A 10,749-nucleotide genomic window follows, 5' to 3' on the forward strand; every position below is an offset into this window, starting at 1 on the left:
GTGCCCTTCTCCTGCGGCCGGGTCGGCCGGCACCGACGGAAGTCCTCCTGGGGTACGGCTGGAGAACCCGCAGTTCACGGCCCTTCGGCTCTCGGCCGCCGGGACTTCCGGCCCTGCACATGCCCTCGCGCCTCCGGTGTGATGGAAGGGAACGAAGGAGGACGCCATGATCGTTGTGGGGGTCGACGGTTCCCTGCCGGCGCGTGCCGCCGTGGCCTGGGCCGCAAATGACGCTTTTCGTACGCACCAGCCCATGACACTTGTCTACGCGGTGGACCGGCAGCCGTACCAGATCACGAGATTCCCCGACCCGGACCGGCCGGACCAGCTCCGGCGGGCCGGGCAGAAGGCCCTCGACGAGGCGGTGGCCCTGGTCCACGAGCGGCAGCCCGAGGTCGAGGTGAAGGCCAGGCTGGCGGAGGGGACGCCCGCGGTGGTCCTGCGCGAGCAGGCCAGGACGGCCGCGGAGGTGGTGGTGGGCAGCCGTGGTCTCGGCAGCGTCGGCGGCGCTCTCCTCGGCTCGGTCAGCGACCAGGTCGCCGGACACGCCGAGGCCCCGGTCGTGGTGGTCCAGGAGACCCGGCGGCCCACGTACGGGCAGGTCGTGGTCGGCGTGGACGACTCGGCCGAGTGCCGGCCCGCGCTGGTCTACGCCTTCGAGCAGGCGGCCCTGCGCGGCAGCACGCTGCGGGTGGTGCACGCCTGGAGGCCGCCCGTCCAGGCGTTGGGGGCCGGGTTTCCGCTGGACCTGGAGGAGGACCGGGCCGCCCGCGAGGAGATGGTGGAGGCGCTGCTGAAGCCCTTCGTCCAGAAGCATCCGGACGTGACCGTGATCCGGGACTTCCCGCGCAAGGACGCGGTCGAGGCGCTCATCGCGGTGTCGGAGGAGACGGACCTGCTGGTGGTGGGCTCCCACGGGCGCGGCGCGATGAGCTCGGCGCTGATGGGCTCGGTCAGCAGGGGCGTGCTGCACCGCGCGCGCTGCACGGTCGCCGTCGTCCGCGCGGGATGACCCCGGCCTGTGTGCGCTTCAGCCGGTCAGCACCGAGCGCACGGACTTGATCACCACGTCCGCGGCCTCGTGCGGGGCCAGGCGTCCGGCCCGTAGCTCGGCCGCCGCGCCGTGCAGGATGTACTGGACCACGCTGACCAGCCACCCGGTGGGCAGGTCGGCGCGGAAGACGCCCTGGTCCTGACCGCGCCGGACGAGTTCGGTCATGCGCCGCACGGGCTTGTCGTGCAGGTCCCGGATCCGGCCGGGCGGGAGCACCTCCTCGGCCGCGGCGAGCAGGGCCGCGGACTCGGCCACGATCTGCCAGCTCGACGCCAGCAGGCGCGTCATCGCCTCGTCCGCGTCCCCTGTCAGGTCGATGGCCGCCAGGGTCTCGTCACCGGCTCTCAGCGCGTCGACGAGCGCCGCGTCGACGAGCTCGGCCCGGGTGCCGAAGTGCCCGTACAGCGTCATCCGTCCCACGCCGGCGGCCTTGGCGATGTCGTCCGTCCTGGCGTGCGGATCGGATCCCAGCAGGGTGCGGGCGGCGGACACGATCGCGCGCTGGCGCGTCCTCGGCCTCCTCGGGGTGGCGCAGCTCATGCTGATCCTCGACGTCACCGTCGTCGCCATCGCCCTGCCCCACATCGAGACGGACCTCGGGCTCAGCCGCGAGGCGCTGACCTGGACCGTCAGCGCCTACACGCTCACCTTCGGCGGGCTCATGCTGCTCGGCGGGCGGATCGCCGACCTGGCGGGCGCCAAGCCCGTCCTGCTCACCGGACTCCTCGTCTTCACCGGGGCGTCGCTGGCCGCCGGACTGGCGGAGACCGCGGCCATGCTCGTGGGCGCCCGCATCGCGCAGGGCATCGGCGCCGCCCTGCTGTGGGTTACGTCCTGTTCGTGGCGTGGCAGCGGCGGGCGCGGTCTCCTCTGATGGACGTCCGGCTGCTCGTGCGGCGGCCCGTGGCGACGGGCGCGTTCCTGATCCTGATGGCGACGGCTCTGATGATCGCGGTGTTCTTCCTCGGCACCTTCTACTTCCAGCAGGCCCAGGGGTACGGCGCGTTGCACACCGGCCTGCTGTTCCTCCCCGTGGCGGTGGCCACGATGCTCGGGGCCAACCTGACCGGCCGCGTCATCGGCCGCTGGGGCGGCAGGGCTCCGGCCGTCGCCGGCCTGGCGGTGGCGGCGCTGGGCATGGCCGCGCCCGCCGTGTCGATGAGTCCCGTCGTCGTCGTGATCGGCGTGTCCGTCGCGGCGGCGGGCACCGGCGCGCTGTTCGTCGTCGCCTCGGCGACCGCGCTGGGCCAGGTGGCGCCGCAGGAGGCCGGCATCGCCTCCGGGATCGTGAGCACCTTCCACGAGTTCGGCGCCTCCCTCGGCGCCGCGGTCGTCTCCAGCGTCGCCGCCGCGAGCCTGACCGGGAACACGCTGAGCGGGTTCGCCGGCGGGTTCACCGTGGCCGCGGCGGTGACGGCAGCGGGCGTCGTGGTCGCCGCCCTGGTGACGCCCGGCCGGTCGAGGCAGGGGGCTCCGGTGCCCTCCTGACCGATGCGCTCAGGTGACAGTCCGCTCAGCGGTGTCCATGAGGGCGCCGCTGAGAAGCCGCCCCGGCGGTCTCATCCGCCGGCCGGTTCCGGGCGCTCGTTCTCGTAGACGTCCGGCACGCCGTCATGGTCGAGGTCGGCGGTCTCGATCTCGTGGATGCGCCGGTAGGCGCGGTTGCGCAGGCGCAGGATGACCGCCGCCAGGAGCGCCGCGGTCACCGAGCCGGTGAGCACCGCCACCTTGACGTGGTCGTCGGCGCCCGGGAAGGCCAGTTCGCCGATCAGCAGCGAGACGGTGAACCCGATCCCGGCCAGCATCGACAGTCCCAGCATGTCCACCCAGGCCAGGTCCTCGTCCAGGTCGGCGTGGGTGAAGCGGGCCATGAGCCAGGTCGCCGCCATGATCCCGAGCGGCTTGCCCACCACCAGGCCCGCCACGACGCCCAGCACGATCGGATCACGCAGGGCGCTCGTCAGGCCGTCCAGCCCGCCGAGTGCCACTCCCGCCGAGAAGAACGCGAACACCGGCACCGCCACTCCGGCCGAGATCGGACGGAAACGGTGCTCGAAGTGCTCGGCCAGGCCGGGCCCGGTGTCCGGGCCGCCGTTGCGCTCGTTCCGGAGGACGGGCACGGCGAAGGCCAGCAGCACCCCGGCGACGGTGGCGTGCACGCCGGAGGCGTGCACCAGCGTCCACGTGGCGACGGCCAGCGGGAGCAGCAGCCACCACGAGCTCACCCGGCGCTGCACCAGCACGGTGAAGATCGCCAGCGGCACCAGAGCCGCCAGCAGCGGGAGCGGCGACAGGTCCGCGGTGTAGAACAGCGCGATGATGACGATGGCCACCAGGTCGTCGACCACGGCGAGCGTGAGCAGGAAGGTGCGCAGCGCCGTGGGCAGGAAACGGCCGATCACCGCCAGCACCGCCAGAGCGAAGGCGATGTCGGTGGCGGTGGGGATCGCCCACCCGCGCGCCGCGCCATCCACGCCCCCGGAGAGCAGCAGGTACAGCAGCGCCGGGACGATCACCCCGCCCAGCGCGGCCGCGATCGGCACCGCGGCCCGCCGGACGGTGCGCAGGTCACCGGCGACGAACTCGCGCTTGAGCTCCAGCCCGGCCACGAAGAAGAAGATCGCCAGCAGGCCGTCGGCGGCCCAGGTCGCCAGGCTCAGGTTCAGATGGAGCGCCTCGGGCCCGAACCGGATCTCGCGCAGCGTCTCGTAGGCGCCGGCCCAGGGGGAGTTGGCCCAGATCAGTGCCACCACCGCGCCGACCAGCAGCAACGCTCCGCCGACGGTCTCCTTGCGGAGAATGGCGCCGATCCGCAGCGTCTCGCTCCAGGAACCGCGGCCGAGCAGGGCAGGGCGACGGGACGGGACGGGGTTGGTCATGAAGGTGCTCCAGGCGTTCGGGTACAGATCGGTCGTTTGCCGACCAGACTTCCCGGCGCACCACAAGACACCTTACCCACTGGCCGGAGGCTCCCGAGCACCGGAGTCGCCGCCGACGGGTGGGGACGCCTCCTGGTCACGGGCGCTCTGGTCACGGGCGCTCTGGTCACGGGCGCTCTGGTCACGGGCGCTCACGCCAGGCCGGTCCCTCTACAGGCCCAACCCGACGGCGAGGTCCTCCTCGGCGGTCAGGACCTCGCCGTCGAAGGCCGAACGGGCGGCCGCCACCGCCGCCGACCGGTCGCCGCCCGGCCAGAAGTGCGTCAGCATGAGCCTGCGCGCGCCGGCCCGCCGGGCCCAGAACCCGGCCTCGGCGGAGGTCATCAGGGTGCGCGCCGGGCGTTCCGCCTCCCCGGCCCTGTCGGTGGCCTCGACGATGAACAGGTCCGCGTCCCGGCCCAGTTCCGCCAGCAGCGGAGTCGGGCCGGTGTCCCCGGTGTAGGCCAGGACGGCGTCCCCGGCCGTGAGCCGGACCCCGGCGTTCGGGACGTGGTGCGGCAGGAGCGTCCCGGTCAGCTCGAACGGCCCCACCCGGTAGGCGCCGGGCAGCGGGTGCGGGTCGAAGACGGCGCGCAGGTCCACGTCGGGTTCCAGCCCGCCGAGGCGGTCCAGGACGCCGGGCGGGCAGTACAGGGGCAGCCGCGCTCCGCCGGACCCGCCGTAGAGCCGCATGCGGAAAAGGGCGTGCAGGTCGACGCAGTGGTCCGGATGCTCGTGGGTGATGACGACCGCGTCCACGTCCGCGTCCGGCCGGCGGGCGAGCAGGCGGGGGAACGTGGCGTAGCCGAGGTCGAGGACGAGCCGGAAGCCGCCCCACTCCACCAGGAAGCCGCTGCAGGCCCGGCCGGGCTCAGGGAACGCGCCGCAGCTCCCGAGCACGACGACCTGCCGGCTCATCGGCCGGCCCCGTCGTCGGCGGGCAGGGCGCTGACGTGATGGGCCACGTGCCGCCATCTGCCGTCGCGGTGGACCAGCACGTCCGTGGCCAGGCCCCGCATCGCGAACGGCACGCCGAGATGGCTGCCGCTCTCGCTCCAGCGGTAGGAGCAGACGGCGGTGGGGCCGTACGGGCGCACCACGAGGTCGTCCACCGACCACGTGTCGATCCTGGCCTGGGCGAAGAACGCGGCGGCCTCGGCGAGAAGCCCGGCGAGCCCGACGGTACGGCCGGAGGGGCCGCCGGACGACAGGAACTCCGGCACGGCCAGCCTGGCGAGAGCCTCCGGGTCCCGGTCCCGCATCGCCTGCCACCACGCGGCGACGGCGTCCTGTGGCGTGCCGGTCATCGAGCCTCCCCGCCCCGGAGCCGCGTGGGCGGGTGCGGCCGTTCCGCGAGGCGGACCCGCTCCCACTCCATCGGGCACGTGGGAGGCACGTCCTCGACGCCCAGCTCGGACAGCACCCCGGCGAGCACCTGCCGCCGGTGGGCGGCGAACGTGAGCACGTGCGCGATCACGCCGCCCAGGGTGAAACTCTGCGGTGGATCACACAGCGCGTCGACGAAGACGTCGTCCCAGGCGTGCCGCTTCCGGATGTCGTACGCGAGCGCGCGGAACTCCGCGCCCGACCGCTCCCAGCGCCTGCGCAGCCCGTCGAGCGAGCGCTCGCCCTCGGCGGGCATGTCGCGGCCCGCGATCGCCGCACTCCATACCTCCTTGGTCCAGATCAGCCGGTCGAGCATGCGGCGGGCGGTCGGCTCGGCGCCGTCGAAGGCGAGCACGGTGTGGCCCGGCCGCACCTCCCGGTCGAGCTGCCCGTCGGTGAGGCGCCCGGCGCTGTCGAGCAGCCGCCCGGTCAGCCAGTGGTCGTGGTCCATCAGCCGGTCGGTCAGGTCCATGGGGGTCTCCGATGCTTCTCCGGTGACGAGCAGTCCCGCGGGCGGGTGGAAGTGGACGCCGTTCGGCGCGGGCAGCCGGAAGTCCCCGGCCGAGGCGGCGAACCCGCTCGGGGCGGTGCCGTAGGCGCGGCGGAAGGCGCGCGAGAACGCCTCGGTCGAGTCGTACGCGGCCTCGAACCCCGCCTCCGTGACGGACGTCCCCCGCGACAGCCGCCACGCGGCCCGCTCCAGCAGCAGCCTGCGGCGGAAGGCTCCGGGCGCCTCGCCCAGCCCGGCCGACAGGAGCCGATCGAAGTGGAACCGGCTGAGATGGGCCCGGCCGGCGAGCTGCCATCCGTCGAGACGCTCGTCGAGCGCGCCCAGCACCGGGTCGAGCAGGGCCCGCAGGCGATCGGGCCGCACGTTGTCCATGCCAGGATTCTGCGGCCCGGGACCGCTCCACGGCCTGATCGTCTTTGCTCTCTTGCGGAGACTGGCGCAGGGGCCGGTGCCAACCGGTGATGCGCGGGGCCGGGTGGCGGTGGGGCCGTCAGGTTCCGGTGCGGGACAGCACCACCTTCAGGGCTCCGGTCTGCGCCGCGTCGGAGAAGGTCCGGTAGGCGGCCTCCATGTCCATCAGGTCGTAGCGGTGCGTGATGAACGTCGTCGGATCGAGCCGGCCCGCCGCCACCATCTCCAGCAGGGCCGGGGTCGAGTAGGTGTCGACCAGGCCGGTGGTGATGGTCAGGTTGCGGATCCACAGGTCTTCGAGGTGCAGCGTGGCCGGGGCGCCGTGGACGCCCACGTTGGCCAGGTGACCGCCGGGGCGGACCAGCCGGGCGCACAGCTCGAAGGTCTCCGGGATGCCGACCGCTTCGATCGTCACGTCGGCGCCGAGGCCGCCGGTCAGTTCGGCGACCGCCGCGGCGGGGTCGTCGCCGGCGCCGACGAGGACGTCCGCGCCGAGTCGCTTGGCGGCCTCCAGCCGGGTCGCGGCCGGGTCGACGGCGACGATGTGGCTGGGCGTGAACAGCCGCGCGGTCGTGATGGCGGCCAGGCCGATCGGTCCCGCGCCGACCACGACGACGATGTCGCCGGGCTGGACCCGGCCGTTGAGCACGCCGACCTCGTAGGAGGTGGGCAGGATGTCGGCGAGCATGAGCGCCGCCTCGTCGCTCACCGCCTCGGGCAGCTGATGGGTGGAGGTGTCGGCGAACGGCACGCGGACGTACTCGGCCTGGGTGCCGTCGATGCGGTGGCCGAGGATCCAGCCGCCGCCGCCCAGGCACTGCCCGTACGCGCTGGTGCGGCAGTAGCGGCACCGGCCGCACGCGGTGATGCAGGAGACCAGGACGCGGTCGCCCTCCTTGACGGCGGTGACGGCGTCGCCGGTCGCCATGACGGTGCCGACGGCTTCGTGGCCGAGGATGGTGCCGGGCGCCACGGCGGGCACGTCTCCCTTGAGGATGTGCAGGTCGGTGCCGCAGATCGTGACGGCGTCCACGCGCACGACCGCGTCCGTCGGGGCGGTGAGCCGCGGGTCCGGGACCTCCTCCCAGTCGCGCCGGCCGGGTCCGTTGTAGATCATCGCTTTCATGGCGACCTCCTAGTGCCTTTCTTTCCACGTTCCCGCTGGTGGGCAGGGGTATGTAGGGGCGAACGTCCCGCTCTTCGGCTCCGGGCCGGTCCGCGGGTCATCGTGCGGGCGCGGTGGGCGCGGGAGCCGGGGCAGGGGCGGCCGCCAGGCGGACGCCGAACAGGATGAGAGCGCCGCCGCCGAGCAGCAGGACCGCCGTGGCGACGAGGAGCCCGGTGGTCGCCCGTTCCAGCCAGGGGAGCGTGGCGGCCGGCTGGAGGTCGGCCGTCACTCCCGGCGTGCCGTTCGCGTTCATGATGACGACGGCCCAGTCGCCGGGCTGGACGTCCCAGGTCAGGCTCCGGCTGCCGGTGGCCGCCCAGAACGTCTGGGTGGCGGGCGGCGAGGCGGGGGCCGCGCCCGGATACCGGGTGTAGCCGGCGTCGGCGGACTCCGGCGGGAAGACGAGGTGGGCGGCCCGCTCGTGGGCGACGCCTCTCAGGTAGGCGGTCACGTCGTCCTTGCGGGCGATGCCGAGGAAGAGCGGAGTGGGGCTGCCGGACGCCTGGACGCGGACGCGGCCCGCGCTCTCGCGCAGGTACGCCACGCCCTGCCCGGCGATGGAGATCTCCTGGCCGGTGAGTGCGTAGGTGGAGGTGGTGAGCTGCCGCGCGCCGGCGCCGACGAACCCGCCGTCGTCGCGCGCCTGGCCGAGCAGGGCCGTGCCGGTGCCGGTGACCCCGGCGGCGATCCCGCAGAAGACCAGCAGGGAGCCCGCGGCCAGGGCCACGGTGGAGCCGGGGCGGTGCCGTGCCGGGGTGCGGGCGGAGTCGGGCGGGGCCTCCAGCCGCGGGACCTCGTGACCGCCCTGCTCCAGGCGGAACGGCGGGTAGGCGTCGGTCATGAGTGTGGCGTACGCGGCGACCCGCAGCGCCCAGCGGTTCATGCCGACGACCAGGTCGTGCACGCCGTACGGGTAGCGGCCGGTGAACAGCAGGCCGACCGCGGCGACGAGGACCAGCAGGCCGATGAGGCCGCCCCGGTCCAGCGTGTAGAGGACGCCGCCGCCGTCGGGCAGCCCGTCGCTCCAGGCGAGGACGCTGCCGCTGGTGAACAGGCCCACGACGAGATAGTGCGGGAGGGCCAGCAGCCACCATTTGACCAGCACCAGGCCGCGTGAGAGCCGTTCGGGGTAGTCGATCTCCAGCGTGGCCGGGTAGCCGGGGGCGGCCCCGAGGGTGAACGGCGGGTAGCGGTCGGTGCCGAGCCCGCCGTAGGTGTAGTAGGCCACCCGCCAGGTCCAGCGCAGCACGCCCAGGTTGAAGGCGAAGATCGTGCGGGGGTAGCGGCCGGTGAACAGGATGGCGAAGAACGCGATGACGGTGAGGACGCCGAAGGCGATCCACAGGAAGCCGAGCGCGAGGTAGTGAGGGATCGCCAGGAACCACTTGACGATCCACAGGCCCCGGTTGAGCGGCTCCTCGAGCCGGGCCTCCACCCGTACGGGATATGCACTCATGGGTCCAGCGCACCACCGCCTCACGCTTCCCGCCTGCGGGCGAAGGTCCTGCTTGAGCGGCCGATGGGCCCGATAACGCCGCCGGATTTCGGGCAGAGGGGAAGAAACCTCCACGTTCGGGACCTGGCGTTGGGGGGTGGCAGGGAGAGGGGACCGGCGAGCGCCGATGGTCCCTGCCGGTGAGGGACCTCCTCCTCTGTCCGCGTCCCGGCGCGGGGCGTGTGCTGGAGGTGTGCGATCCCGACTCAAGGAAGGAGGCCATCATGAACCTGCCTGAGCGGAGGGAGAGCAAGCTCCCCTTCCCGGAGCTGTTCGAGTGGATGGAGAGCCCGATGTTCGGGTTCCGCCCGTTCGGACAGATCGTCCGGGTCGAGGACTACATCGCCGACGGCCGGTACGTGGTGCGCGCCGAACTGCCCGGCATCGACCCCGACAAGGACGTCGAGGTCACCGTGCATGGCGGCATGCTCCACATCCGGGCGGAGAAGACCCGCAAGACCTCGGAGCCGCACCGCTCCGAGTTCGCCTACGGGTCGCTGTCCAGAACCGTGACGCTGCCCGCGACGGCGCGGACCGACGACGTCAAGGCCGTCTACAAGGACGGTGTGCTGGAGGTCAGCGTGGGCCTGGCCGAGGAGAAGGAAGAGGGCCGGCGGATCACCGTCGAGCGCTGACGCCCGGCCCGGCGTGGGGCGGGGGGCATCCCCGCTCTACGCCGGGGGAGTGGAGGGGACGATGAACAGGCACATCGTGGTGGGCGTGGACGGATCCGCGCCCGCGGCGGCGGCGGTGGAGTGGGCCGCGGCCGACGCCGGGCGCAGAGGGCTGGGCCTTCGGCTCGTGCACGTGTGCGAACATGCGCCTCACGGCGTCGACGTGCGCAAATACTGCGAGGGGACGCTCGCCGCCGCCGCCGACCGGGCCCGGGGACTGGCCCCCGGCATCGAGGTGGGCACGGTGCTGCAGGCCGGGAACGTGGCCGAGACCCTCATCGCGGAGTCGGCCGGCGCCGACAGCGTGGTGCTCGGCAGCCGGGGTCGTGGCGGGTTCGCCGGGATGCTCCTCGGCTCGGTCGGGCTGGGCGTGGCCGGGCACGCCGCCGGGCCGGTGGTGATCGTCCGCGGCCCCTCGGTGGCCGGTCCCGGCGAGGTGGTCGTCGGGTACGACGGTTCGGCGCACTCCGAGGCCGCGCTGCGCTATGCCATCGAGCAGGCCCGCGCCCGGGGAGGCACGCTGCGCGTCCTCTACGCCTGGCAGACGCCGGCCGTCTCCCCGTACGCCGCCGCCTACGGCGGTCTGGCGGAGGACGTCCACGAGCAGGAGATGCGGGCGGCGGCCGAGCGGGTGGCGCCCTGGCGGGAGAAGAACCCCGACGTCCGGATCGTCGACGAGCAGGAGATCGGCCACCCTTCGAGCGTCCTGATCCAGGCCGGCACGACGGCCGACCTGCTGGTCGTGGGCTCGCGCGGCCGGGGCGGCCTCGCCTCCGCCCTGCTCGGCTCGGTCAGTCACGCGGTGCTGCACCACGTGACCTGCCCGATCGCGGTGGTCCGCCCGCGCGACGAGCGGGCCTGAGCGCATAGGTCTTTCGCGGTGCGGTGAGCCTCTGCTCTCGCGCGGCGGGCGGGCGCCGGTAGGGCCGGAAGTCCTTCCGGTCACCTTCGCTCGGACGGCATAAGGTCCGATGATCAGGGGACGTACGGCTCTGCATACATCCGACGAGATCGGATGTCATGAAGTCAGCTAAGAAAGTGTCAAACCCCCTGGAGGGACGTCATGATCACCACAGCCGCGACCGCCGGCGCCCAGGACACCGCGACCCGCCCCCGTCGTCCTGTGGACTAT

General features: G+C 73.4%; 12 protein-coding genes. 5 read left to right on the forward strand and 7 right to left on the reverse strand.

The annotated features are described in order from the left end of the window. Positions 1-166 precede the first annotated feature (166 nt). Positions 167-1,012 (forward strand): universal stress protein, encoded by an 846-nt coding sequence (locus OUY22_RS33085; protein WP_270159207.1) that lies wholly within the window; start codon positions 167-169, stop codon positions 1,010-1,012. 18 nt (positions 1,013-1,030) lie between these two features. Here OUY22_RS33085 and OUY22_RS33090 read toward each other — a convergent pair whose 3' ends face one another. Further along, the gene (locus OUY22_RS33090; RefSeq protein WP_270159208.1) at positions 1,031-1,594 is read right to left on the reverse strand and encodes a TetR/AcrR family transcriptional regulator; all 564 of its coding nucleotides are present in this window, start codon (positions 1,592-1,594) and stop codon (positions 1,031-1,033) included. Between OUY22_RS33090 and OUY22_RS33095 the strand changes: the two genes are divergently transcribed. Both OUY22_RS33095 and OUY22_RS33100 read left to right on the forward strand, forming a co-directional pair. After that, a complete protein-coding gene (locus OUY22_RS33095; RefSeq protein WP_270159209.1) occupies positions 1,593-1,928 on the forward strand; it encodes an MFS transporter in 336 nt (111 codons plus the stop codon). The two genes, OUY22_RS33090 and OUY22_RS33095, sit on opposite strands and share 2 nt — an antisense overlap. Continuing rightward, positions 1,895-2,542: an MFS transporter gene (locus OUY22_RS33100; RefSeq protein WP_270159210.1), complete on the forward strand. Its 648-nt coding sequence runs from the start codon at positions 1,895-1,897 to the stop codon at positions 2,540-2,542. Before OUY22_RS33095 ends, OUY22_RS33100 begins: the two co-directional genes overlap by 34 nt. Before the next feature lie 71 nt (positions 2,543-2,613). Here the strand turns inward: OUY22_RS33100 and nhaA are convergent, their stop codons facing one another. The 6 genes from nhaA to OUY22_RS36815 all read right to left on the reverse strand — a co-directional run bounded on the left by nhaA (position 2,614) and on the right by OUY22_RS36815 (position 8,904). Then, positions 2,614-3,933, reverse strand: coding sequence for a Na+/H+ antiporter NhaA (nhaA, locus tag OUY22_RS33105; protein WP_270159211.1), 1,320 nt, complete (start codon positions 3,931-3,933; stop codon positions 2,614-2,616). Positions 3,934-4,143: 210 nt separating this feature from the next. Continuing rightward, positions 4,144-4,890: an MBL fold metallo-hydrolase gene (locus OUY22_RS33110; protein ID WP_270159212.1), complete on the reverse strand. Its 747-nt coding sequence runs from the start codon at positions 4,888-4,890 to the stop codon at positions 4,144-4,146. Next, positions 4,887-5,279, reverse strand: a complete 393-nt coding sequence (locus OUY22_RS33115) for a nuclear transport factor 2 family protein (protein WP_270159213.1) — start codon at positions 5,277-5,279, stop codon at positions 4,887-4,889. The genes OUY22_RS33110 and OUY22_RS33115 overlap by 4 nt, the downstream gene beginning before the upstream one ends. Next, entirely contained in the window at positions 5,276-6,241 is a 966-nt protein-coding gene (locus OUY22_RS33120) for a helix-turn-helix transcriptional regulator (RefSeq protein WP_270159214.1), read from the reverse strand. Before OUY22_RS33120 ends, OUY22_RS33115 begins: the two co-directional genes overlap by 4 nt. 118 nt (positions 6,242-6,359) lie before the next feature. Next, positions 6,360-7,406 (reverse strand): zinc-dependent alcohol dehydrogenase family protein, encoded by a 1,047-nt coding sequence (locus OUY22_RS33125; protein ID WP_270159215.1) that lies wholly within the window; start codon positions 7,404-7,406, stop codon positions 6,360-6,362. A 97-nt stretch (positions 7,407-7,503) separates the two neighbouring features. Then, positions 7,504-8,904 carry a DUF4389 domain-containing protein gene (locus OUY22_RS36815; protein WP_333486836.1) on the reverse strand — a complete coding sequence of 467 codons (1,401 nt, stop codon included), beginning with the start codon at positions 8,902-8,904 and terminating at the stop codon, positions 7,504-7,506. A gap of 263 nt (positions 8,905-9,167) precedes the next feature. On the opposite strand from OUY22_RS36815, the gene OUY22_RS33135 reads away from it, so the two are divergent. Together OUY22_RS33135 and OUY22_RS33140 are read left to right on the forward strand one after the other, a co-directional pair. Further along, on the forward strand, positions 9,168-9,578 hold the full coding sequence (locus OUY22_RS33135; protein WP_270159216.1) for an Hsp20/alpha crystallin family protein: 411 nt from the start codon (positions 9,168-9,170) through the stop codon (positions 9,576-9,578). A gap of 61 nt (positions 9,579-9,639) precedes the next feature. Continuing rightward, positions 9,640-10,479, forward strand: coding sequence for a universal stress protein (locus OUY22_RS33140; protein ID WP_270159217.1), 840 nt, complete (start codon positions 9,640-9,642; stop codon positions 10,477-10,479). Positions 10,480-10,749: the final 270 nt, after the last annotated feature.

It is taken from the genome of Nonomuraea corallina (assembly GCF_027620315.1).
Classification (GTDB): Bacteria; Actinomycetota; Actinomycetes; order Streptosporangiales; family Streptosporangiaceae; genus Nonomuraea; species Nonomuraea corallina.